Consider the following 23,442-nt stretch of genomic DNA (forward strand, 5'->3'; position numbering starts at 1 on the left):
AGATGAAGTTTATATTTATTACAGGAGGAGTTATATCATCATTAGGGAAAGGAATTACAGCGGCTTCTTTGGGCAGATTGTTAAAAGCAAGAGGTTTTAAGGTAAATATGGTTAAGGTAGATCCTTATTTACAAATTGACGCTGGAACGATGTCTCCCTATGAGCATGGGGAAGTATTTGTTACAGAAGATGGTGGAGAGACAGATTTAGATTTAGGACATTATGAGAGGTTTATTGATGAGAATTTAACTAAACATAATAATATAACAACAGGAAAGATATATTGGAGCGTTTTGACAAAAGAAAGAAGAGGAGAGTATTTGGGAAAAACTGTTCAAGTTATTCCTCACATAACTAACGAAATAAAAGATTGGATTAAAAAACTTGGAGAAAATTATGACATTACAATTGTTGAGATTGGAGGAACTGTTGGAGATATTGAGAGTTTACCATTCTTAGAGGCTATTAGACAGTTTAAAAAAGATGTTGGCAAAGAAAATGTTTTATACATTCATGTCTCTCTTTTGCCATACATAAAAGCGGCTGGTGAGTTAAAAACAAAGCCAACACAGCATAGCGTTAAAGAGTTAAGAAGTATTGGAATTCAACCTGATATATTAATTTGCAGAACTGAATATCCAATAAGTAGTAAAATCAAGGAAAAATTATCCCTATTTTGTGATGTAGATAGAGAGGCAGTTATTGAAGCAAGAGATGCAAAAACCATATATGAAGTTCCACTTAACTTAGAAAAGGAAGGTTTAGGAAAATTAGTCACTAAAAAATTAAATCTTCCAGATAGAGAGCCAAATTTAGAAGATTGGAGAAAATTCGTTGATAGAGTAATAAATCCATTAAATGAGGTTGTTATAGCAGTGGTAGGTAAGTATGTTGAGTTAAAAGATGCCTATCTAAGTATAAATGAGGCTTTAATTCACGCTGGGGCTAAGAATGACACAAGAGTTAATATAAATTGGATACATTCAGAAAGATTGGAGTGTGAAGAATTTGAAGAAATTTTAGATAAATATAGAGAAAATAATCAATTAGATGGAATTTTAGTTCCCGGAGGATTTGGAGATAGGGGAGTTGAAGGAAAAATAAATGCAATAAAATATGCAAGAGAAAATGACATTCCATTTTTAGGCATTTGTATGGGTATGCAGTGTGCTGTTATAGAGTTTGCAAGAAATGTATGTGGCTTAGAGGGGGCTAATTCAACGGAGTTTGATGAAAATACAAAATATCCTGTTGTAGATTTGTTGCCAGAACAAAAAGAGATTGACGCAAAAGGAGGGACTATGAGATTAGGGGCATATCCGGCAATACTAAAAGAGGGAACATTAGTTCATAGATTATATAAAAAGATCAAAGTTTATGAGAGACATAGACATAGATATGAGGTAAATCCTGAATATCATGAAATATTGGAAAATTATGGCTTAACAATTTCTGGAAAATCTCCTGATGGTAGATTGGCAGAGTTCATAGAGATTGATAAAAATAGATACTTTGTAGCAACTCAGGCACATCCAGAATTTAAATCAAGACCAAATAAGCCACATCCTTTGTTTGATGGTTTAGTTAGAGCGGCATTGGGTGAAAAAATTTAAAAATTTTAAATTAAATCTGGGTTGCTATCTACTGAAATATACAATTGCCCTTTTGGTTTTCTATTTACATAGTCTCCTGTAAATTTGTAGAATGTTCCTTCTATTGGAACTCCTTCATCTTTTTTACGTAATTTGATTATTGGATTTTCTACTATTCCTTCAAACTTAAATGAGGGTAAAACATCCTCAACCTTTCCATAAACTACTATAGCTCCTGCTTTCATTTCACCTCCTACTCTAACATCTACATTTCCATCAATATATATTATTCCCCCATTCTGGTGAATTCCTGCCATTATACCTACATTTCCTTTTATATGAATAACTCCATTTTTCATAAACTCTCCAATTTCATCTCCAGCATTACCTTCTACAATAATTTTTCCTCCACTCATCCCTCTCCAATCTCCCCTATAAGATGAACCAACGTAATCTCTTGCATTTCCTTTAATTAGTAACTTTCCTCCTTTCATATTCTGCCCAGCCCAACTGTCAGCATTTCCATTTACAATAATTTTTCCTCCTTTCATTTCAGCGCCAACATACATTCCTACATCTCCTTCAACAATTATCTCCCCTCTACTCATCTTTGAGCCAATATATTTTAATTTTTGATTTGAATTCTTTATAATAATTCTTGGCTCTCCTTCAATATCATTTAATTCAACATCAAAAATATCGCCAACTTTAACTTTTTTTCTACCTTGTATTAACTCAATATTTTTTATTTCATCTAAACTCATCTTTTCAATAACTTCTGGCAATACTTTGTCCATCTCTACCGGAACAATTATATCCTCCTTTTGTAGAGTTAGTATTAACTCTTTCATAACATCACCAATTTTTATTTTTCATTATCTTTTGGTTCGACAATAACAGCAGTTCCATATGCATAGTATGTTAATTCAGGAATAGAATAATTTTTATCACATGCGATTTCTGTCATAATTTCATTAGAAATTCTTATCCCTATGATTGCATTAGCTCCTAATTCTTTAGATACATCTATTAAATCATCTAAGGCATCTTCTGGATCATCTCCATATCCTATTACAACACCTAAATATTTTACAATTTTAAAACCTTCTAAATGGTCTGTTGTCGATGTTATCATTAAAATCCCTTTATTAAAAATTATAATTAGGTAATATCAGTTGCATCTATCTTTATAACCTTCCAACTATTTGCATATTCCTCAGTAACTGGATAGTTATCTAAATTGACTGAATAGTATTTTGTGAATTTCTCTTTTAAATCTTTCATAATTTCCTGTTCTAATGTTTCATCTACTTTAACATCTACATATATTGTGTCTCCAAAAATCTCTTTGACAACATTTCCATCTTTAACGACTAATTTTCCTCCTTTCAATACATACTTAGCATATCTAAATGCTCTCTCTATTTTCTTACCATCTTTTTCTTCTGGGTTTATTTCATAAATTGCTATATCTGCATCAGCCCCAATACCTAAATGACCTTTCTCTTTGCTTAATCCTAAAACTTTTGCTTGATTTGCTCTTGTAACTTTTGCTATTTCATACAAGTCATATTCTTTATCACTATCAGCCACATGGCTTCTCTGTTGAGCCCACTTATGAACTTTGTTATATAACCACTCATCTCTGTATTTTTTACTCATTAACCATGCAATAATTCTTGGATATCTTGTGAATGGCCCTGCATTGGGATGATCAGTTGTTAATAATACTTTATCTGTGTCTATATTTAGGAAGATATCCAAACCAATTGCCCATTGTAGAGCATAAACAGGGCCCTTTGGAGAGTAAATAAATGGAACGACTCCTGAACCTGTTTCAAGTTCAACATCACAGTTTGCCCATTTTAAACCATTTGTCATGTGTAAATCATATTCCATTGGTCCATCTGCTGTCATTGTTGTAGTTTCATCTAATGTAATTTGCCCTACATCAACCACTAAATGGTCGTTTTTATTAACATATTCAGCAATTTCTAAACCTTTACTTACAAAATCTTTCCATGAAGTTCCTCCATAGGAGTGGAATTGGACATGAGTATTGTAGTAAATGGTTTCTCTCTCTCCATATTTTGGTTTTGCTTTTATACCTTTAACACAATCCATTGTTTCAAGAGTAGTTTCCCAGTTTCCAGGGTGTCCTAAGTTGTTTGGATGGACGTGGATTGAGTGAGGTAATCCAAGAAGTTCATTAACTTCACATAAACCTCTTACAATTTCTCTTGGAGTTATATCAAAGTATGGAACTGGATCATCAAGGCTATGGACATTTTTACCCCAACCCCATGCCTCAGTTCCTCCTGGATTAACTATCTTTATTGCAAAACCCCTTGTGGCTTTTAAAAGCCATGCTACATAAGCGGCACATTTTTTAATATCACCTTCTTTTAAATACTCTAAAACAAACCAATTATTACCAAATAGTGTTAGAACTCCTTTATCTACTTGAGGAGTTTCTATAAATTCCTCATGTGTATGTCTTGCTAATAATGGAGGCATTGCTGCTTCAAAAACTGTTGTATATCCCATCTCTGAGTATTGATAACCAGTTTTGTATGTTGATGGGACTGAAAACCCAGTTCCAGTTCTTAAACCTTTTTTTGCATAAATTTCTTTTTTACTGTCCTCTGGTCTAAACATTCTACCTACATTAACTTTTGGTCCTGCAACGTGGGTGTGGGAATCAATACCCCCTGGCATAACAACGCAGTTTGATGCATCAATAATCTTTGCATTTTCAGAAACTTTTTCAACTATTTTCCCATCTTTTACACAAATATCCATTTTTTCTCCATTAATGCCATTTAATGGATCATAAACAATTCCATTTTTTATTATATATTCCATATCTATCACCATAAAAGATTTTTAGATTTACTCAAGATTTTCAATGTATTTTTTTCTCATTAAAGTTTTCATATCTAAAAATTCTTCATCAGTTTTTTCTATCTCAACATAAAATCCAGGATATCCTTTAAGACAGGGCATTCCTGTACTGTGAGTGTCTGGCTTAACTACACAGTTTGCCCATGGGCCCATAGGGATAAATACCATACCTTCTGGCATTCTCTGGGTAGCTTTTTTTACATAAACTACAACCTCTCCATATTCAGACTTAACTTTTACTTTATCTCCTTCTTTAACTCCTAATTTTCTCATATCTTCTTCATTAATGTAAATAACTCCTGCTGCTTTAACATACAAATCGAGATTTTTTCCAGCCTCTATTGCTTCACCTTGCCAAATAGTTCTACCTGTATTTAAAATAAACTTCATTTTTTCACCTTATTTTCTTATGAAAACTAATTCTATGGCGTTAACTGGACATGCCTCTATACATGCTCCACATCCTCCACATAAATCAGGATTTACTATATTAACTACTCCATTCTCAACTCTAATAACTACATCGTCACTGTATGGTCCCTTTCCTCCCCATGTTTCTGGATGTTTAGCATTGACAGGACATGAAACTACGCAATTACCACATCCATGACATCTTTCTGGATAGACAACTAATTTATAAGCTTTCATTTCCTCACCTTTAAAGTTTTTAATATTTTTTAATGATTATATAATATTAATTTTGTAATAGTTTTTCAAACGCCTTTTTCCAGGCAATTGCTTTTGGTTCTCTTTCAAAGTTAATCTCTTTTCTAACTACCTTTATAGCATTAATTGGACATGCTTTGCTACAAGCTCCACATAAAACACATAAGTTTTGATTAACGATTAATCTTGGAACTTTTTCAGCCTTATCTTTTGGTTTAGGGAATTCTAAAGCACCACATGGACATATTGAGATACAAGCTCCACATGCGTTACAGGCATCAACATCAATTATAACCTCTCCCTTGAATGGTTTCTCAACTTCTATGGCATTTGCTGGACATATATAAGCACACCATCCACAGGTTACACATAAATCTTTATCAACGACCGTTTTTCCTTGAATATCTTCATATAACTTTGCTTGAGGTATTCTTTTCATCATTGGACACTTATAACAAATAACCTCTATTGCATCATGAGGACAAACAAATTCACAAACTTTACAATAGACACATTTATCACTATTAACTTCAATGTCAGTTATTGGTTTTGGATTTGATGGAGTAGGATAGTTGTATTTTAAATCAATAGCATCTGCTGGACAGTATTCAGCACAAATTCCACATAAAACACACTTATCTTTTTTTATATTTACCTCACCAATAACAAATTTACTTCTTTCTGCTAAACTTCTATCAACGGTAATAGCCGCCTGAGGACAAACCATTTCACACTGCTCACACAAGACACACTTATCTTGATATATCTTAATATCTCTTTTAATTTTTGGATATCTTTCATCCTCTTTTATTGATTTTCCATTGATTTTTAAATCTAATGCGTCAAATGGACATGCTGATGCACACATTCCACATAAAACACAAGTATCTTTATCAATATCTAATTTTGGAGCAACAACATCTCCTTTAGCAATAGCCCCTAATGGTCCCATAGCTATTGCATTTACTGGACAGATATCGGCACAGATTCCACAGCCAACACAAAATTCATCGTTCCAGAAAAGTTCTCTTTTTTCAATTTTTCCATCTCTATATATTGTGAATCCATTTTCATATACTTCTTTTACCTGTTCAATCATAACTCTCCCTCACAAATTTTAATGAGTTAGTTGGGCAGTTTATTATACAATTTCCACATAGTATGCAAGAATTGTAATCGATATTTATAGTCAAATAATCGAGTGTGAGTGCTTCACACATAAGGCAAGTGCCACAAAATATACATGAATCTTTATCCCAAGAAAGTTTTATTCCATATAACTCTTTTATTAAATTCTTTGCAAGTTCTTTATCATCAGTTAAAGAATGTATTATTCTTGCTCCATATTCAGGAGGGATCTCTCCAATAGTTTTTGCTATTTTTAAAATTTTTTCCTTTGGATATCTTCCAGAGAGATAGTGAGAAACTATTGACCTATCACTCTTAATAATTTTTGCTATTTCTTTTTGTGTTAAACCTTTTCTTCTCAGTTTCATTGAAACTATTGCCTTTATTCCAGAGAGAATATGATCTGGCATTGTCTCACATTGACATAATTTTAGTTAGTAATACTCACTATATAAATGGTTTATACTAAATTTAAGTAGAAATTAATATATAATATTGTGGGTTTTACTCACATCATTATCTCTATTGTAGAACTATTATTCAAAATATATGAATGATTTATCTATTTTTGGTAGATAAAGTTTATATTAGTAAAGTTCAATAATATGAAATATAAATCGTAAAAAATAAATATAACCTTGATTTGAATTAGAAAAATTTATGGTGATATTATGAGAGAAATGTTAATATCCGAATGTATCGAATTATTAAGAGCACATAAATTTATTGTTTCAAAACCATTAAGTAGAAGTTGTTTTGACATAATTGCAAGTAAAGATAGTATTAGACTTATTTTGAAAGTTTTAAAAAATATTGATAGTTTAAGTAAAGAACAATCAAAGGAATTAAAAAAAATTAGTAGAATATTACGTGGAACTCCTTTAATAATTGGTATCAGAACAAGAAATGCTCCAATGGAGCATGGAGTAGTTTATGATAGATACAACATAAAGGCTGTAACTTTTAAAACATTTAAGGACTATTTAGAAGGTAGTCCGCCAGTTGTTTATGCAAAGAGAGGAGGGTTTTTTGTAAATATAGATGGAAAAGTTTTAAGAGAGGCTATAGAATCTATGGGTATATCTGTTGGAAAATTGGCCGAAGTTGCAGGAGTTTCAAGAAAGACAATATATAAATATGAGACACAAATGGCTAATCCTTCTGTAGAGGTAGCAATGAAAATTGAAGAATTTTTAGATGTTCCATTAGTTAAAGGAATTGATTTATTTGAACCTATTGAAGAGGAAGATTTTGAAAATAAATTAGAAAAATTAGAAGACTACAAGAAAGAAGCTTTACATTTCCTAAATAGATTAGGATTTAACTTATTTGTTATTGATAAAGCTCCATTTGATGCTGTAGCAGAGAAAGATTTAGGAGAATCTCAAAATATTCTATTGACAAATATTGAACAACAAAACAATGAGGAAGTTAGAAGAAAGGCATTATTTGTCAAAGAATTATCAAAATTATTGGAAGGTTATTCATTATTGATATTAGAGAAAAAAGAGAAAGAATATAAGAACTTACCAGTAGTGAGTATTGAAGAGCTAAAAAAGATGGATGATGCTCTTGATTTAATTGAGCACATAAAATCAATATTAAGAAAAAATATGTCATTTTAAAGTCTATTTTTATTAATTTTTTACTTTAAAAAAGTAAATTTATTCTTAATACTTTACACTTTGCATTTAATTTTTATAGAGGTATATTTCGAAAACTTTATATATTATTTTGTTGTTCTACTTATCATAATTTTAAAGTTATTCTATAGGTTTAGTAGGAGAATTTTATTATTTTTTAGTGTTAGGTGATGATATTTGGCTAAAATATTAATAGCCCCATTGGGTGTGGGAGATACTAACGAAGATATATACAAAAGGCAATATCGAACCGCAAAATACAGATTCGAAGGGGATAATAAAGAAATAGAGAGTCCATTTGTTTTATCAGTTTTAGTTGAAAAGTTAAAGATAGATAAGATTATAGTTGTTGGAACAAGTAAATCTATGTGGGAGGAACTCTATAAACATTATGCTCAAAAAATTGGGAAATTTAATGAAGAATATTGGAAATATATCGGAGAAAATGTTGGAAAATCTAATTATAAAAATCATGAATTGAAAGAAGAGGATTTAAAAGAACTATGTAATGTTTTAGATGAATATTTAAAAAAGATTAATCCTAATGCAAAAGGAGGCTCTAAGTGTTTGCTTATTAAGTATGGAATAAATAAAGAAGAAATTTGGGAGAATTTCGATATTTTTATGTCTTTAACTAATGAAATAAATGACAATGACGAAATTTATTTAGATATTACTCATTCATTTAGGTCTATTCCTCTATTTATGTATGTAATGTTAGAGTTCCTTAGATACTTCAAAAATGTTAAACTTGAAGGAATATATTATGGAATGTTAGATGTTTATAAAGAACTAAATTATGCTCCAATTGTGGATTTAAGCCCTATATTTGAAATTCTTGAATGGATTAAAGGAATGTATGAATTTACAAAATATGGAAATAGTTATTTAATCTCTGATTTGTTGGAAGAGGAAAACAAATTATTGGCTAATAATCTTAGAAAAATCTCAATCCATATAGATGCAAACTATTTAAGGGAAGTTAGGGAAGATATAGAGGAATTAAATAAAATATTAAATAACATCAATGAAGATTCTGGAAGATTTACAAAATATATTATTCCAAAGTTAAAGGAATTTAGTGAAAGATTTAATAATGTATCTTCATACTATGAGTTTCAAAAATTAATGGCAGAGTGGAATTTTGATAATAAAAAATACAGTTCTGGCTATCTATGTTTAACTGATTCTATATTTTGGATGCTATGTGAAAAATATGGATTAACTCCAACACACAAAAATAGGGACTTAATGAAAAGATTATCTTATGCCGTAGATTTATTGTTCTTTAAGGAAGTTAATGCAATTTATGAAAAATTGAGAGATATAAGAAATACAATAGCACATGCAGATGCTGTCCGTAAAGGTGTGGAATTTAATACTGAAAAAGATTTAGAAAATATTGAAGAATTATATAAAAAGAACCCTCCAGATATAGAGGAAGTTATAGACAATTTAATAGAGAGAATTAATAATAATGAGAAAAATAGAGAATATTATTTAAATTTACTAAATAGATTACTTAAAACTTTGCTAATTCAAAAAGTTATTAATGCATATAAACTTGAAAATAATGAAATATATTGGAATTTTGTAGAGAAGAATTTGTTATCTCCTAAATGTAAAAATAGATGTACTAATGAAAAATTAAAGGATGTTATTGAAATTTTGGAAGAACTTGATAATAACGAGAATGTAGTAGAGAAGGTTAATACTATAATGAATATAGTTAATAACTACAAAGATGAGGATTTCTATGATTTTAATGCTTTAGAATTTGCTCTATTAAATTATATTTCCTTCAATCTATCAAAAACATACAATGTGAGGGGTAAATATTCTTTCGAATTATTTAAATGGCTCATATTGAATAGAAGATTATGCTCTAAAAATCAGATTATGAATTCTCTAAATAATAAATAATAATAAATATTATAAAATTTTCAGCTATATAACGAAATTCTTTCCTATGTGAAGGATATAATAAATCAATTGAATGAGGATTTATCGTCTATTAAAGAAAATTTACCTCTTGATATGTTAAAAAAAGAATATGAAAAATTCTCAAATTCTAAAAATAGGTGATAATTTTGCCAAAGATGTTTTTATTATTTTCTCATAATCTTACTGATGACCAAATAAATGATGCAAGAGAAAATTTAAAGGTAGATAAATTTATATATTTACCAAAAGAATTACAAAATATTTGGAGCAATATTCCTCCAGAAATTGAGGATATAACCGATTATCTAAAACCAATAAAAGAATTTCTAAAAAATAATGCAAATGATGGGGACTATGTATTAATACAGGGGGACTTTGGAGCAACATACAATATGGTTAATTATGCCTTTGAGAATAATTTAATTCCTATTTATGCAACTACAAAAAGAGTGGTTAAAGAAGTTATAGAAGATGGTAAAGTAATAACAATTAGAGAATTTAAACATTGTAGATTCAGAAAATATAAATAGATCTATTAACAAATATTACTTATTATGGGGGATTGGTATGGATAACGATTATAAAGCGTTAATGATTGGAAGTTTATTGCACGATATTGGGAAGTTTATACAGAGGGCTAAAAATCCAAGAATAAAACATCAAAAGTGTGGGCCAGAGTTTATTGAAAAATATTACAAAAACTTAGGAATTAATGAAGAGATTAAAAATTTAGTCATTGAATTGATTAGAGAGCATCACAATAAAAGTAATTCTAACCCCTTAGTTAAAATTCTAATATTATCTGACTGGCTAAGTAGTGGAGAGAGGGAAGATTTTGAAGAATGCCTAAATGTACCAAAAAAAGATCAGGCATTACTGTCAGTTTTTGAACTTATAGATATTAGTGATGATAAGTTTTATCATAAAAAAATAAAGAAAAACAAAGAGGAACTATACAGAAATGGAATGAAATACTATTTAAAACCTCTTTCAATTAAAGAAGAGGTAATTTTTCCATACTTTAATGATGAAGAAAAGCAATCAAACAGTTCAAGTTCAGATAATCCCTATAAAGATTTATACAATGCATTTAAAAATGAATTAGAAAATAAAAATAAAAAAGTAAAAATTGACAACTTTGAAAAGTTATTCCAGTTAATTCAAAAATACTTATGGTGTGTTCCCTCAGCAACCAATTGGAAAAAGGAAGGTTATTTGCCAGATATCTCATTATTTGACCATTTAAAAACTACTTGTGCCATTGCCTGTTGTTTATATAAATTATATAAAATAGAGGAACATTTAGATGCTAAACTAACTGATGATATGTTATCTAAATTATTAAAAAGAATCCCATTAGAAAAAGGGAAATATAAAAAAGAGTTAAATCCTTTCTGGGAAAAATATGAGTTATTTTCATTAATTCACGGAGATATATCAGGAATTCAGAATTTTATCTTTAAAGTAACTACAAAATATGCCACAAAGTCGTTAAAAGGTAGGAGTTTTTACTTAGATTTTTTAACTGAAATAATTGCAAACTACATAATACAAAAGTTGGATTTGCCAATAACAAATATACTATTTTGTGGAGGAGGACACTTCTATATTTTATCATATAAAGTAAAAGATAATTTTATTAAAGATATTGAAGAAGAAATAAATGACTTAATCTATCAGAAATTCAGAACTGATTTATACATTACTTTGGGAAAAGTAAATATTAAACCATATGAATTCTTATCACAAGCAGAATCTAACTTTTCAAAAAAATGGAAAGATGTTGGAGAAGTTACTGCAATAAAGAAAATGCAGAAGTATCATTATAAGATAAAATTAAGTATTGAAAAGTTCTTTAAACCAGAAGGTTCTGGTGATGAAAATAAGATATGTAGATGTTGTAGAGGAGAATTTGAAAAAGGAATACAACTATATGATGAAGGAGAAGACAAAGTATGTGAAAATTGTTATTCGTTCGTAGAATTGACAGAATTTTTAAAAGAATTTAAAAAATTAGGGCAGATAGATTATAACTATGAAAAACCTTCAAGAGCTAAGGTTATAGAAAACCCAGATAGAGAAATTACAATGAAAAAACTTCCAGCCCTGCAAGAGTTATTTGAAAAAGTTAAATTTGAAAATGAAACATATTACCTTCCAAAAGAAAATGGAGATTTAGAAATTCCCTATAAAATTTGGAGTATTGCCTTTCCATTAGACGATAATAAAAAAATAAAAGATTTTGATGAATTGGCAGAACAGGCAGAAGAAAGAACTGGAACTAATAAGATAGGAATTTTAAAGATGGATGTTGATAACTTAGGAAAGGTTTTTACTAAGGGTTTAGGAGAATTTGCATCTATATCAAGAATGAGCACATTGAGTTCTATGCTAACTTTGTTTTTCACTGGCTATATTCCTCACTTAATTGAGACAGGATATTGTAAAATTAAAGATAAAGAAGTACCTTACAAAGATAATGTTTATTTAGTTTATTCTGGAGGGGATGATACTCTTATAGTAGGTTCCTGGGATGTTATATGGGAGTTAGCAAAAGACATTAGGAGAAAATTTAAAAGATTTACGTGCTACAATCCTAATTTATCTCTAAGTGCTGGAATTGTTATAGTTAATCCAAAGTTTGAGTTTAAAAAGGCAGTTAATATGGCTAATGTAGAATTGGACGATATTGCAAAAGAAGATAAGATAGTTTTACCAGTTAATGGTAAGTATGAGGATATTAAGAAAAATGCCATATCTATCTTTGGTTGTCCATTAAATTGGGACTTTGAAGTTTATTACGATGAAGATTTAATAAAAAGATTAGAAAAACTTTACTCAATAAAATATAATAAAGAAATTAAAATCGACGATAAGATTAAAGAACTTATGAAAAAATACAACGAGACAGAGTTAGAGAATCATTTTGAAAAAGCCCTTAAGTCAAATATTAGTAGAAGAATATTATTTATCTCTCAAACTGTTGCAGATAAGTTAAATAGAGTTATAGAATACAAAGGAGAGGAATTCCTTATAAACTTTCCATATTATTGGAGAATTTTGTATTACTTACATAGAAATTTCAAAAGTGGTGATAAATTGGATGTAAATGTTAAATTCTTAGAAGATTATGTCAAAGAGAAAATAACCTATGGGCTTAAATGTGGAAATGTAAGATTCAACGACTTAAAAGTTTCTGCAAAAATTATAGAACTTAAAAATAGAAATGGGTGAGAATTATGAATGGATATGTGAAAAGAACAGAAATTGACAATAATTTGAATGATATATTAAATCTAAATGAAAATAATGCTCTAAAAGTTATGAATCTTGCAGAACGATTTGGAAAATATAATCTTAGGAACTTAGCATCAACAAAATTAAGAAAGTTTTATGATTATATTCTTGATATTGATACCAATAAAAAAGAATGGTTTGTTAGGTTGGTTTTATTAAAACCAAAAATAGCTTATAATATAGGTAAAGAAACAAAAGAGGCTAAAAAATCTTTAGAAGATTTGGAATACTTAGTTAATAAAGTTATTGATAAAATTGAAGAAGCTAAAAATGACGAAAAAATTAAGAAATTCAATAATTTTAAAAAATTCTTTGAAGCAGTTGTTGCATATCACAGAATCGTAAATAAAAATTAATTGTGGGGTGTTAATATATGGAATTAACATTGAAAGGAAAAGTAATCTTAAAAGGTTATATCATAACTGAAACTGGATTACATATTGGGGGTTTAAGTGAAACTTTAAAAATTGGGGGTGTAGATATTCAAGTTATTAAAGATCCAGAAGGAAAAATTATAATCCCAGGAAGTTCATTAAAAGGAAAAATTAGAAGTTTATTAGAAAAGAAGGATGGTCAATATAATATAAAAGTAGAATACTATAAAGAAGTTGAAAAAAAGGGTAAAAAAGATTTCGAAAAGACAAGAACTATAGAAATATACTATGAATATGACGAAAAAAGGGAGAGTATTAATAAAAAAATGAAAATAACTTATGAAAATGATAAAAGCAATCCAATAATAACTGATTTTGATGCAGATAAATTAAAATTAGATGATAATGAAGTTCATAAAAAAGTTTCAGGTATGCCATGTAGTTGTGGAGCGTGTGATATTTGTAAATTATTTGGACCACACAATTCAAAAAATATTAAAGAATCTGCAAGAGTAATAGTTAGAGATGCATTTTTAATTAGCAAAGATAATGATAAAATTTTAAATAAAAAAGACAAGAACTATGAAAATTATTTAGAAATAAAACCAGAAAATGTTATAGATAGAGTTAAAGGGATTGCACAACACCCAAGGCAAATTGAAAGAGTCGTCGCAGGTAGTAAATTTAAGTTTGAAGTTGTATTTAACATATACAAAGATGGAGACAAAGAATTAATAAAAAAATTTGTTGAAGGGATGAAACTTTTAGAAGATGACTACTTAGGGGGAAGCGGTTCAAGAGGTTATGGTAAAATTAAATTTGAAAATATGGAATTAATTTATAAACCAAAAGAATACTATGAAGGTAATAATGAGGCAATAGTAATAAAAGAAAATATTAAAGATGTTGATGAAATGTATAACAAAGTTGAAGAACTTCCCTTTAAATAATTTATTTTAATTTTTTGGTGAAATTATGATGAAGTTAGTGAGATTAATACCAAAAGAAAACAGTAAATATCATTTTGGGGAGGGATATTTGGAAGAGAGTTCTTTAATATTCCACTCTCACAGTTTATTTTCTGCAATAGTTAATAATTTTGTTAAACTATATGGAGAATTTGATAAAAGATTATTAGATTTAAAGGTATCATCATTACTATTTAAATTTGAGGATATTTACTTTATACCTAAGCCAATAGTTCCTTTTTTTAATATTCCAAAAAGTGACGATGCTAAAAAAATAAAAAAGATAAAATTTATATCTTTAGAGGCATTTAATGAATATTTAAATAAATCTCTAAATATAGAAAACATAAAAGAACGAATTATTGGAAAAGAGTTTCTTATCGGAGAGAAAGAAGTTGATAGTTTAAAAAAATATGGCAGTTTAAATGAAATAAATCTTATCTCAAAAGAAATTGAACAAAAAGTAGCAATAGATAGAATTAAAAATACAACTCTCGAAAAAGATGGAAGAGGACAACTTTACAGTGTAGAATTCATTAGATTAAATTATGGAGCAGAATTTTATTTTTTAGTTGATTATGATGGATTAGATAAAGATTTAATAAAAAAAATAAATGCTTCAATAAAACTTATTGAAGATGAGGGATTAGGAGGAAAAAGAAGTGTTGGGGCTGGATTTTTTGATAAAGTGATTATTGAGGATTTAGATAAAAGATTTATTGAGTTGTTTGATAGAGAGAAGAATTGTTATTTAACATTATCCACAGCAATTCCAAAGAATGACAAAGTAAAATATTACAATTTAGTAGAAATTGGTGGCTACATATATACACTAAAAAAATTAACATACTTAAAAAAGAGAATTTTGGCATTATCAGAAGGCTCAATTGTTGAAAAAGGATTTGTTGGAGATTATAAAGATTTAAAACCAAATAATAGTATAAATCCAGTTTATGTTAATGGAAAACCAATTTTAATGCCTACTAAGGTTTATTGAGGAGGGAAGTTTATGGAAGTTAAATGTAAAACTATAACACCAATTTTTATAGGTTGTGGAGATGAATATTCTCCTTTAGATTATTATATAGTAGGTAAAACGGCAAAAATCATTGATTTAGAAAAGGCTATGATGAGTTTAAAAAATATTGATGATATAAATTATTTATCTGAACTAATAAAATCATATATCTATAACAACAGATTAGAAGTTAATGTAAAAGACCTTTTAAAAGAAGTAGGTATTGACGCTGAGAAATATGTGATTAGAGAAGTTGAATGTGAAATTGAAGAGCATAGAAATATTAAAGTTAAAAAATTCATAAATCAAAATGGGTTTCCATACATTCCCGGAAGTTCAATAAAAGGGGCTATAAGAACGGCGTATATCTTTGATTACTATGATGATAAAAAAAGAATTTATGAACTTATAGATATTTTAAAAAGAAGAGATATCGAAATCTGGAAGAAAGGAGAGGCTGTTGTTAAAAATGCTATTTCAAAAAATATTCAGGATGATTTTTTTAAACATTTAATAGTTTCTGATAGTGAATGTTTAAATGGAAAATTTAAGTTTATTATGACAAAGAGATGGAATATTAAAAAGAGAAAACTTCAAGTTCCTACACCATTAGAGGCGTTTATGAATAACAATGAATTTAATTTAAGAATAATAATTAAAGATGAATTTATAAAAGAAATGTTTAAAAAAACTGAAAGGACTTACAAGGATATGGACGAAAAGAAAAAATTTGATGAATTAAAAAGAATGTGTAATAAATTAACTGAAACTGTTATTGATTTTGAATTAGAAAGAGAAAATAATGAAAATTTAAAAAAATTTTATAAAGATTTAAAAAATAAACTGAATAATAAAGAAATATATTTAAATGTTGGCTTTGGTGGAGGTTTTTTAACAAAAACGATTTATTTATTGTTATGGAAGTATGATAAAGGAAATAAATATCTAAATCTAATGAAAAAAATCTTTAGGAATGAAAAAAATAAGAATTTAAGGACATCTTGGAATAAAACCTATAAATATTATGATTTCCCAAAGACAAAAACCGTTTATGTTAAAGATGATGAGATAATTAGTCCATTAGGATGGATTAAAATAAATTATTGAGGTGGGTGTATTGACATTGCTAACTTTTTTAGGAACAGGAAATTATGATGAAGTAAAATATTACTATGGAGATAAAACAAATTATTTTAAATCAAAGTTTATTCAAGAAGCATTAATGAACATTTTTAATGAGAATAAAATGATAGTATTTGTAACGCCTCAAGCAATCGTTAATAAAAATTTTGAGGAACTCTTAGAAAAATTTCCAAACTTAAAAGCTGTTGAAATACCAGTCCCTAAATCAGAAGAAGAGTTTTGGAAATTATTTGAAATTATAATTGAAAGTGTTGGTGAAGGAGAAGAGATTATATTTGATATAACTCACTCATTTAGATCAATTCCATTTATTGGATTTTTAATAGCCCTATTTTTAAAAGAAGTAAAAAATGTTAAAATAAAAGGAGTTTATTATGGGGCATATGAACCTAATAAAGAGTATGCTCCAATAATTGATTTAACTCCAATGATTAACTTGGCTGAGTGGATTTATGCAGTTAAAGACCTAAAAAAATATGGTAGATCTGACAGTATTAAAGAATTTTTAGATAATTCAAGAGGTAAAAAGTTGGGTAGTCTTTTGGACAATATAAGTAAGTCAATCTATTACAATTTGTGTGGAATTACTATCTCAAAAGCATATGAATTAAATAGCCAAAAAGAAAAACTAAATAAAATTCTTCCACAGATAAAACCAATGGAATACATTAAAAATGATATATTTGAATTCACAAAATTTGGAATTAAGGATTTTGTTAATAAAAGTGACAATAGTATTAAAGCCAAATTGAATATAGAAATTTTAGAAAAACTATTCGAGTTAGCAAAATATCAAAAAGAGAAGCAACTTATACCTCAATTTTTCCAATCTATAAGAGAGTGGTTAATTGATATGTTAATTTATGAAGTTGGAAAGGATAATGAATATTTCTTGAACACATGGGTTGATGAAAATACAAGAAAATTTATAGAATATATCCTCTACAATATTAGCATTAACAAGGACAAAAGTGAATCTAAAATAGTTAAAATAATTGAAAATAGCTTAAATAATGATGAAAAAGAAAATAAAGAAATTGAAGAGTATCTAAAAGAACTAAAGGAAAATAATATAGAAATTAAAGATGTAGTTAGTAAATTAAAAAACACAATTGACAATTTCAAAGAAGAAAAAATTGACATAATAAAATTGCTAAATGATATAAGAAATATTCGTAACCCTATATCACATGCTGGAAGAAAAAAGAGTGTCAGTTACAAGAAATTAGATAAGATTGAAAATCTTGCAAACAATATTCTTAAAGAATGTGAGAAAATACTTTCATATATAAAAACTGTTGAAAAATAAATTATCTTTAACCAACATAGTTTAACAACATCTTACCTTTTTCACTGATTTTTATATATCTTGACCTACCTATTCTTTCAGGCTTTTCTATTAACTCCAACTCTAAAAGTTTTTCAACAACATTTTTATTGATCCATACTATATCATTTTGGCTTGTAGTTTTTTTAGATACTTTACTTTTATTTCTCCACTCAACAATTTTTTTTAAATCTTCTATATCATTACCAACAAGTTTCCTTAGTTTTATAACTAATTTTTTCATATTTTTAATACTTTGAGGGCTAACTTCTTTTTCATTCTTTCCTTCTACCACCATTACTAATTTTTTCACACTCTCATCATTATTTAAATCCACATTTAAAAACTCCTCTTTTGTTAAAATACTAAGTTCTTTTATTGTCAAACCTTTATCTCCTGCTCTACTAATAAATTTTAAAAATATTAACAATTCGTCTCTTGGCAAAGTTACTTCAAAAGGATAGATTAACTTAATTCCTCTAACTCCAAAACTCCTTGGAAGATAAGAACAATTATATTTGCTTAAATATTCTTTTTTTAATTCTTCTTTTTCATTTTCAGATAAATCATCAAACAATCTTTCAGGAACTACATAATATGGAATTATCTTCGAATTTTCTTTATTCAATATCATTGCACATGTTATTCCTGCAATACAACCAATTGTAGAGCCAGATGAAACATTAATGTAAAATTTAACATCTCCAAACTCTTTTCTTTCATATTTTATAATTGATTTTATTTTTTTAATAATATCTTCTAAATCAAATAAATCCGCCTCAACGATCTCATAATTTATTCTATTTTCTTCAAACTTTTTAATTATAACATTTTTAAATGCCTTTCCTCTTTCAGAATCAATATTTTCAGGCATACAAATTAAATAAACCTTCTCAGCCCTCCTCATTATTGGAATTTCGGTAATTCTATCTACTTCGTATCCTTGAACTGCTATATGAACGCCTCCTCTTATTTTCTCAATATCATTTATCATTCTTTCACCAATATTAATACACCAATATTAATAATAGTAAGTATTGTAAGTTTAATTAGACAATTAGCATTATATAAATTCTGGTATATATTAATTTTTGATGTTTTAGAATAAGAGGTGGAAAGTATGGGTTCTGCAAACGCCTTTATAATGGTAGGATGGTCAGATTTTCTGCATAATGGAATTTATCCAACACATTGTTTAATCCTTCACGAGAACGATAGACCTTGGTGGGTTTTAACACCAATCTTTAGATTCCAAGATGAGTGCAAGCCTGAGAATTGTAAAATTGTTGTATGGATACCTACAGCTGAACATATGCTTGAAGATGCTCTGTTGATGATAGGAATATATGTGCTCAAGGATAAAGAACTCGTAACTCTTGCCAAGAGATTTTTCAGAAATAAAGAAAAGAATAGAATTTGGCTATACGAGGATATTGATAAAAAAGATTTGGAAAAACTTAGAGAAGTTTGTAAAAAAGTATTACCAAAATATAATCTTAAGATTATAGTAACTATAACTTGTGATAGTACAATTTTATATCAAATTGATGTTTTAAAAGATTATAAAATAATGTGTGAGGTTTGTACTACAAGATTTAGGAGAGAAGAGGAAGATTTTGAGGAATATGATATTATTTCCATGAGAAGGAGTGAGTTGTTATAAATAATAGTAAGCATAGTAAGTATAGTAAATTTAGTAAGCATAGAAAACTATATAAATATATTCATCAATACTATTATTCATGAAAATAACAAACTCAACTCGTGAGATTATGGAGTATGTGTTTGTCTATGGAAGTTTGAGAAAAGACTTTTGGAATCATAAACATTACTTAAAAAATTCAAAATTCATTGGAAAAGGCAAAACTAAAGAAAAATATGCAATGTATGCTGATATAATCCCTTATGTTGTTGAAAATGAGAAAATCTCCCATATTGTTGGAGAAGTTTATGAGGTTGATAAAAAAACCTTAGAAAGAATTGACTACCTTGAAGGGCATCCTAATTATTATTTTAGGAAGAAAGTTCCAATTGTGTTAGAGACTGGGAAGGAGATAAAGGCTTGGATGTATTTTTATCCAGAACCTTATGGAGTTTTAGTGAAATCTGGAGATTACAAAGATTATATGGGGGATAGGCATGTGTGAATTGCTTGGAATCTGCTTTAATAAAAAAGTTAATGTTGAATTGACCCTAAATAGTTTTAAAAAGGATAGTGAGATGCATCCAAATGGCTGGGGGATTGCATTCTATCCAGATGAGTTTGTTAGGGTGATAAAGGAGCCAATTAAAATGAATGATGCCTTATTACCAAGATGTATTAATTGGAATAATATTAAATCAAAGATTTTCATAGCACACATAAGAAAGGCGAGTACTGGAAGTGAATCTTATGTTAATACTCATCCATTTGTTAGAAAATTGGATGATAAAGAGATTGTATTTGCCCACAATGGAACTTTGTTAGGTTATGAGGATTTAGAACTTGATGGCTATTATCCAATTGGAGACACGGATTCTGAGTATGTATTCTGCTATATGCTATCCCAAATTGAAAAGAGAGAAATTACATGGGATAAGGAGGGATTTGATGAATTATTGGATATATTGTTGGATATTAACTACTATGGTGCATTTAATTGCTTATTCTCTGATGGAGAGTATTTATTTGCTTATAGGGATTGTAAAGGAAAGAAAGATTTGCATTTCCTAAAAAGAAAGCCTCCCTATGGAAAAATTAGGTTGAAGGATGAAGATTATGTTATAAACTTAGGAGACGTTAAGAATGTGAGCGAAGAGGGGTTTATTATTGCTACAAATCCTTTAACTAATGAAAATTGGGAATCTTTTGAAAATGGAGAGTTGATAGTATTCAAAAATGGGGAAATGATTTACTCTAATAAAAGATTAACAGATTTAGAGTTAAAAATCTTAAAAATCCTTAGAAAAAGCCCACATAGAGTTAGTTTAAAGAAAATTATTGAAAATATTAGAAATTCATACAGAAATATTGAATACACATCACATATGGTAAAAATTGGAATTAAAAGTTTGTTAGACAAGGAATATATTAAGCAAGATAGCACGGATTCTGTAGATTGGGATGATTTGGAAGCAACATTTTATACAAGAAAAGGAAAAAGAAAAAAAATTGATAAAAAGCTTAAAGAATTTGAAAGGAAAGAAACTGGGAATATTTTATATTAATTTGTCATAAAATAGGGTGATACTATGAATGAAATGGAATTAATGCAAATAAAGGAGTTTGTTAAAGATATGGACAAACAGCAAAAAATTGTTTATTATGAGCAAAAGAAAAAGAATGCTGGAATTGCAGTATTGCTTAGTGTTATAATTCCCGGGGCTGGACAAATATACCTTGGAAAGGTTGGAAAGGGAATTATATTGTTCATAACTACTGGAACATTAATTGCATTTGGATTATTGCTATCTCTATTGGTCATTGGAATACCTCTTTTGTTATTAGGTGTCTTATTATTTGGATATATAGTATTTACGACGCCTATAAGTCAGCAAAAGATTACAATGCCCAACTTTATGAAATAATATTTGGCAATAATACTCATACTGAAAATAAATCTTAGTAAATGTGAGAGTATGGGTAGTAGTTCCTTAAAGACTTTCTTTATCTTATTAACTTTATCATTCATAGGTTTTATACTTGGAGTTGCTGTAAGAAATTATTGGTTTTGGTTTTTGGCTGCAATTCCAACAATTGTATTGGAAATCTGGATTATTTATAAATTTATCACTTGGAAGCATTTCTGGAAAGTCGTTTTGCCATTTCTAATAATCATATTTATAGCCTCTCCAGAATCTGCAATACTTTTGGTTTTTAGTTTATATATTCTAAGACAGGCACTGCTTTGTATAAAAGAGAGTTCAAAGACAGAAAATAACAAAAAAATATATGAATAATTACATATATTAAAATTGAGGGATTGAGGTGGGATATTATGGAAATTAGGATATATATTCCAAAAGAAAATGAAAAGGGGGAGTTTTACAGAAGATTGCTTATAATATCAAACAATGAAATAAAGTATAATTTAAAAATTGGTTTTTTAAGTTATTCAAATATTGATTTACCAGAGGAACTATACGAATCTTTAGTATTAATCCATAATTGTGGTAGAGCCTATTTATTAAACTTTGGAGACATATCTGAGGATGAGGAGTTAATAAGATTAATTGTAAAGGAAGTAATAAATGAAATGGCTCCACTTAGTGATTTTTTAGAAAGTCCAGCATTGTTTGTATTTCTAAATGAAGACCAAAAAATAGACTTAGATAATTTAGACTCTGAATTAAAAATAACTTTATATTATTTCATGTTTTTCATAGGAATGAAAGATTAAATCCCACAAAAATAGAAATTGTTGAGTTTGAATTATAGTTAAAAATAATACCGTTGAAAATTTTATTATAACAACATATAGGTGATAAAGTGATAGTCATTCAAAAATCAGATCTTTCTTATGAAGACCTTGACAAATTTTTAAAAAGTATAAAATATTTAGAAAATAATATCCGAGAAAATCCTGATAAGTTCAATATGGAGTTAAATAATGAATTGAGAGAGATTTACCATATACTATATTTAGTTAAAAAGCAGAATCCTCATATTAACTTAAAATCTGAAATTAATAAAATATTAAACAATCCAAATTATGATGGAATTATAGGATATTTCATCCATAATAATAAAGCTATATTTTATGTAAAATATGGAGATAAAATTTACATTCCACACTATAATGTCATATTTTTAGCATCAATGTTTTTAGAACATAATGTTAGTGTTGATAATGTCAAATTAAGTATCGCTAAAGAACAGCGCGGTACATTATACATAAGAGTTATTTCTCCAGAACTCAAAAAAAGGAATTTTTATTATTTATTTAATGGAAAATATACTGTAGATGATAATGGCTACTTAATGGATGGACCTAGAAAAAAAGTTAAAAGTTTTTTAAATATTAAAATTCTGGGAATGGAAAATAACGACTCTATTATAAACAATAGTGAGGAAAACTCAAATCCTATAGGAATCGTTGCAAAACTTGCATGGTCATTTAATAGGTGGGAAGGATTAAGTCCAGATTTAAAGGAATTTAAGTTTAGAGATAGATATGGTTTTGAATTTGTAAAGAAATGGGGATATGCCCATGAATTTTGGAACTTTAATGAAGATTTTAATTCAAAGTATTATTATGGCTGTATGACAGGGAAAGTAAATAATTTTAGAGAAGGTCTAATTATATTCATATCAAAAAATATTGAAGATGGTAAGTGGTATTTTGTTGGATTATATGGTAAAGGCAAATATTTAGAAACTCCTAAGGATACTGGAATAAAAATGTCAGATTTACTTCCAGAAAAAATAATAGAACATAATTAAAAATAATATTGAAAAG

25 protein-coding genes are annotated in these 23,442 nt (G+C 28.1%); 17 read left to right on the top strand and 8 right to left on the bottom strand.

All coding sequences use genetic code 11. The annotated features are described in order from the left end of the window. Nucleotides 1-2: 2 nt before the first annotated feature. Nucleotides 3-1,613 (top strand): glutamine hydrolyzing CTP synthase, encoded by a 1,611-nt coding sequence (pyrG, locus tag HZY31_RS01125; protein ID WP_297317650.1) that lies wholly within the window; start codon nucleotides 3-5, stop codon nucleotides 1,611-1,613. 5 nt (nucleotides 1,614-1,618) lie between these two features. Here pyrG and fwdC read toward each other — a convergent pair whose 3' ends face one another. Genes fwdC through HZY31_RS01160 form a run of 7 tightly spaced genes read right to left on the bottom strand, consistent with a single transcriptional unit; the run spans nucleotide 1,619 to nucleotide 6,700 of the window. After that, a complete protein-coding gene (gene fwdC / locus HZY31_RS01130) occupies nucleotides 1,619-2,443 on the bottom strand; it encodes a tungsten-dependent formylmethanofuran dehydrogenase subunit FwdC (RefSeq protein ID WP_297317651.1) in 825 nt (274 codons plus the stop codon). Between the two features lie 14 nt (nucleotides 2,444-2,457). Beyond that, entirely contained in the window at nucleotides 2,458-2,727 is a 270-nt protein-coding gene (locus HZY31_RS01135; RefSeq protein ID WP_297317652.1) for a heavy metal-binding domain-containing protein, read from the bottom strand. Between the two features lie 26 nt (nucleotides 2,728-2,753). Beyond that, on the bottom strand, nucleotides 2,754-4,457 hold the full coding sequence (gene fwdA, locus HZY31_RS01140) for a tungsten-dependent formylmethanofuran dehydrogenase subunit FwdA (protein ID WP_297317653.1): 1,704 nt from the start codon (nucleotides 4,455-4,457) through the stop codon (nucleotides 2,754-2,756). Nucleotides 4,458-4,484: 27 nt separating this feature from the next. Beyond that, entirely contained in the window at nucleotides 4,485-4,886 is a 402-nt protein-coding gene (gene fwdD / locus HZY31_RS01145; protein WP_297317654.1) for a tungsten-dependent formylmethanofuran dehydrogenase subunit FwdD, read from the bottom strand. 9 nt (nucleotides 4,887-4,895) lie between these two features. After that, nucleotides 4,896-5,144 carry an ATP-binding protein gene (locus HZY31_RS01150; protein WP_214400629.1) on the bottom strand — a complete coding sequence of 83 codons (249 nt, stop codon included), beginning with the start codon at nucleotides 5,142-5,144 and terminating at the stop codon, nucleotides 4,896-4,898. 46 nt (nucleotides 5,145-5,190) lie between these two features. Beyond that, nucleotides 5,191-6,261, bottom strand: coding sequence for a tungsten-dependent formylmethanofuran dehydrogenase subunit FwdF (gene fwdF / locus HZY31_RS01155; RefSeq protein ID WP_297317655.1), 1,071 nt, complete (start codon nucleotides 6,259-6,261; stop codon nucleotides 5,191-5,193). Next, a complete protein-coding gene (locus tag HZY31_RS01160) occupies nucleotides 6,254-6,700 on the bottom strand; it encodes a 4Fe-4S binding protein (protein ID WP_297317656.1) in 447 nt (148 codons plus the stop codon). Before HZY31_RS01160 ends, fwdF begins: the two co-directional genes overlap by 8 nt. A gap of 261 nt (nucleotides 6,701-6,961) precedes the next feature. On the opposite strand from HZY31_RS01160, the gene HZY31_RS01165 reads away from it, so the two are divergent. The 9 genes from HZY31_RS01165 to csx2 (HZY31_RS01205) all read left to right on the top strand — a co-directional run bounded on the left by HZY31_RS01165 (nucleotide 6,962) and on the right by csx2 (HZY31_RS01205) (nucleotide 17,986). Continuing rightward, the gene (locus tag HZY31_RS01165; RefSeq protein ID WP_297317657.1) at nucleotides 6,962-7,915 is read left to right on the top strand and encodes a transcriptional regulator; all 954 of its coding nucleotides are present in this window, start codon (nucleotides 6,962-6,964) and stop codon (nucleotides 7,913-7,915) included. A 195-nt stretch (nucleotides 7,916-8,110) separates the two neighbouring features. Beyond that, nucleotides 8,111-9,856 (top strand): TIGR02221 family CRISPR-associated protein, encoded by a 1,746-nt coding sequence (gene csx2, locus HZY31_RS01170; protein ID WP_297317658.1) that lies wholly within the window; start codon nucleotides 8,111-8,113, stop codon nucleotides 9,854-9,856. A 167-nt stretch (nucleotides 9,857-10,023) separates the two neighbouring features. Further along, complete coding sequence (gene csx20 / locus HZY31_RS01175; protein ID WP_366863776.1) at nucleotides 10,024-10,407, top strand: CRISPR-associated protein Csx20; 384 nt, start codon at nucleotides 10,024-10,026, stop codon at nucleotides 10,405-10,407. Between the two features lie 37 nt (nucleotides 10,408-10,444). Then, the gene (gene cas10 / locus HZY31_RS01180) at nucleotides 10,445-13,111 is read left to right on the top strand and encodes a type III-A CRISPR-associated protein Cas10/Csm1 (protein WP_297317659.1); all 2,667 of its coding nucleotides are present in this window, start codon (nucleotides 10,445-10,447) and stop codon (nucleotides 13,109-13,111) included. A gap of 5 nt (nucleotides 13,112-13,116) precedes the next feature. After that, nucleotides 13,117-13,530, top strand: coding sequence for a type III-A CRISPR-associated protein Csm2 (gene csm2, locus HZY31_RS01185; protein ID WP_297317660.1), 414 nt, complete (start codon nucleotides 13,117-13,119; stop codon nucleotides 13,528-13,530). Nucleotides 13,531-13,547: 17 nt separating this feature from the next. After that, nucleotides 13,548-14,498 carry a type III-A CRISPR-associated RAMP protein Csm3 gene (gene csm3 / locus HZY31_RS01190; protein ID WP_297317661.1) on the top strand — a complete coding sequence of 317 codons (951 nt, stop codon included), beginning with the start codon at nucleotides 13,548-13,550 and terminating at the stop codon, nucleotides 14,496-14,498. A 25-nt stretch (nucleotides 14,499-14,523) separates the two neighbouring features. Further along, the gene (csm4, locus tag HZY31_RS01195) at nucleotides 14,524-15,513 is read left to right on the top strand and encodes a type III-A CRISPR-associated RAMP protein Csm4 (protein ID WP_463671212.1); all 990 of its coding nucleotides are present in this window, start codon (nucleotides 14,524-14,526) and stop codon (nucleotides 15,511-15,513) included. 12 nt (nucleotides 15,514-15,525) lie between these two features. Further along, a complete protein-coding gene (gene csm5, locus HZY31_RS01200) occupies nucleotides 15,526-16,641 on the top strand; it encodes a type III-A CRISPR-associated RAMP protein Csm5 (protein ID WP_297317662.1) in 1,116 nt (371 codons plus the stop codon). Nucleotides 16,642-16,651: 10 nt separating this feature from the next. Beyond that, nucleotides 16,652-17,986 carry a TIGR02221 family CRISPR-associated protein gene (gene csx2, locus HZY31_RS01205; protein ID WP_297317663.1) on the top strand — a complete coding sequence of 445 codons (1,335 nt, stop codon included), beginning with the start codon at nucleotides 16,652-16,654 and terminating at the stop codon, nucleotides 17,984-17,986. A 7-nt stretch (nucleotides 17,987-17,993) separates the two neighbouring features. On the opposite strand, the gene HZY31_RS01210 is transcribed toward csx2 (HZY31_RS01205), so the two are convergent. Continuing rightward, on the bottom strand, nucleotides 17,994-18,998 hold the full coding sequence (locus tag HZY31_RS01210) for an HFX_2341 family transcriptional regulator domain-containing protein (RefSeq protein ID WP_297317664.1): 1,005 nt from the start codon (nucleotides 18,996-18,998) through the stop codon (nucleotides 17,994-17,996). Nucleotides 18,999-19,124: 126 nt separating this feature from the next. On the opposite strand from HZY31_RS01210, the gene HZY31_RS01215 reads away from it, so the two are divergent. The 7 genes from HZY31_RS01215 (at nucleotide 19,125) to HZY31_RS01245 (ending at nucleotide 23,426) form a co-directional block, all read left to right on the top strand. Beyond that, entirely contained in the window at nucleotides 19,125-19,667 is a 543-nt protein-coding gene (locus HZY31_RS01215; protein ID WP_297317665.1) for a hypothetical protein, read from the top strand. A gap of 109 nt (nucleotides 19,668-19,776) precedes the next feature. Further along, nucleotides 19,777-20,151, top strand: a complete 375-nt coding sequence (locus HZY31_RS01220; protein ID WP_297317666.1) for a gamma-glutamylcyclotransferase family protein — start codon at nucleotides 19,777-19,779, stop codon at nucleotides 20,149-20,151. Then, entirely contained in the window at nucleotides 20,144-21,211 is a 1,068-nt protein-coding gene (locus HZY31_RS01225; RefSeq protein WP_297317667.1) for a class II glutamine amidotransferase, read from the top strand. The genes HZY31_RS01220 and HZY31_RS01225 overlap by 8 nt, the downstream gene beginning before the upstream one ends. A gap of 24 nt (nucleotides 21,212-21,235) precedes the next feature. Next, the gene (locus HZY31_RS01230) at nucleotides 21,236-21,571 is read left to right on the top strand and encodes a DUF6677 family protein (protein ID WP_297317668.1); all 336 of its coding nucleotides are present in this window, start codon (nucleotides 21,236-21,238) and stop codon (nucleotides 21,569-21,571) included. 51 nt (nucleotides 21,572-21,622) lie between these two features. Further along, nucleotides 21,623-21,943 (top strand): hypothetical protein, encoded by a 321-nt coding sequence (locus HZY31_RS01235; protein ID WP_297317669.1) that lies wholly within the window; start codon nucleotides 21,623-21,625, stop codon nucleotides 21,941-21,943. Nucleotides 21,944-21,981: 38 nt separating this feature from the next. Then, on the top strand, nucleotides 21,982-22,383 hold the full coding sequence (locus HZY31_RS01240; protein WP_297317670.1) for a hypothetical protein: 402 nt from the start codon (nucleotides 21,982-21,984) through the stop codon (nucleotides 22,381-22,383). 89 nt (nucleotides 22,384-22,472) lie between these two features. Then, nucleotides 22,473-23,426, top strand: a complete 954-nt coding sequence (locus HZY31_RS01245) for a hypothetical protein (protein ID WP_297317671.1) — start codon at nucleotides 22,473-22,475, stop codon at nucleotides 23,424-23,426. The last annotated feature ends 16 nt before the right edge of the window (nucleotides 23,427-23,442 follow it).

This window comes from Methanocaldococcus sp. (assembly GCF_024490875.1).
Lineage (GTDB): Archaea > AGJL01 > Methanococci > Methanococcales > Methanocaldococcaceae > Methanocaldococcus.

Excerpts from the sequence above, each read along its gene's own strand:
- pyrG (WP_297317650.1), top strand. The coding sequence starts at position 3 with ATGAAGTTTATATTTATTACAGGAGGAGTTATATCATCATTAGGGAAA.
- HZY31_RS01210 (WP_297317664.1), bottom strand. The coding sequence starts at position 18,998 with ATGATAAATGATATTGAGAAAATAAGAGGAGGCGTTCATATAGCAGTT.
- HZY31_RS01165 (WP_297317657.1), top strand. The coding sequence starts at position 6,962 with ATGAGAGAAATGTTAATATCCGAATGTATCGAATTATTAAGAGCACAT.
- HZY31_RS01160 (WP_297317656.1), bottom strand. The coding sequence starts at position 6,700 with ATGCCAGATCATATTCTCTCTGGAATAAAGGCAATAGTTTCAATGAAA.
- fwdF (WP_297317655.1), bottom strand. The coding sequence starts at position 6,261 with ATGATTGAACAGGTAAAAGAAGTATATGAAAATGGATTCACAATATAT.
- fwdA (WP_297317653.1), bottom strand. The coding sequence starts at position 4,457 with ATGGAATATATAATAAAAAATGGAATTGTTTATGATCCATTAAATGGC.
- HZY31_RS01220 (WP_297317666.1), top strand. The coding sequence starts at position 19,777 with ATGGAGTATGTGTTTGTCTATGGAAGTTTGAGAAAAGACTTTTGGAAT.
- fwdD (WP_297317654.1), bottom strand. The coding sequence starts at position 4,886 with ATGAAGTTTATTTTAAATACAGGTAGAACTATTTGGCAAGGTGAAGCA.
- HZY31_RS01225 (WP_297317667.1), top strand. The coding sequence starts at position 20,144 with ATGTGTGAATTGCTTGGAATCTGCTTTAATAAAAAAGTTAATGTTGAA.
- csm5 (WP_297317662.1), top strand. The coding sequence starts at position 15,526 with ATGGAAGTTAAATGTAAAACTATAACACCAATTTTTATAGGTTGTGGA.
- HZY31_RS01240 (WP_297317670.1), top strand. The coding sequence starts at position 21,982 with ATGGAAATTAGGATATATATTCCAAAAGAAAATGAAAAGGGGGAGTTT.
- HZY31_RS01215 (WP_297317665.1), top strand. The coding sequence starts at position 19,125 with ATGGGTTCTGCAAACGCCTTTATAATGGTAGGATGGTCAGATTTTCTG.
- cas10 (WP_297317659.1), top strand. The coding sequence starts at position 10,445 with ATGGATAACGATTATAAAGCGTTAATGATTGGAAGTTTATTGCACGAT.
- csm4 (WP_463671212.1), top strand. The coding sequence starts at position 14,524 with ATGATGAAGTTAGTGAGATTAATACCAAAAGAAAACAGTAAATATCAT.
- fwdC (WP_297317651.1), bottom strand. The coding sequence starts at position 2,443 with ATGAAAGAGTTAATACTAACTCTACAAAAGGAGGATATAATTGTTCCG.
- HZY31_RS01235 (WP_297317669.1), top strand. The coding sequence starts at position 21,623 with ATGGGTAGTAGTTCCTTAAAGACTTTCTTTATCTTATTAACTTTATCA.
- HZY31_RS01150 (WP_214400629.1), bottom strand. The coding sequence starts at position 5,144 with ATGAAAGCTTATAAATTAGTTGTCTATCCAGAAAGATGTCATGGATGT.
- csm3 (WP_297317661.1), top strand. The coding sequence starts at position 13,548 with ATGGAATTAACATTGAAAGGAAAAGTAATCTTAAAAGGTTATATCATA.
- csm2 (WP_297317660.1), top strand. The coding sequence starts at position 13,117 with ATGAATGGATATGTGAAAAGAACAGAAATTGACAATAATTTGAATGAT.
- HZY31_RS01135 (WP_297317652.1), bottom strand. The coding sequence starts at position 2,727 with ATGATAACATCGACAACAGACCATTTAGAAGGTTTTAAAATTGTAAAA.
- HZY31_RS01230 (WP_297317668.1), top strand. The coding sequence starts at position 21,236 with ATGAATGAAATGGAATTAATGCAAATAAAGGAGTTTGTTAAAGATATG.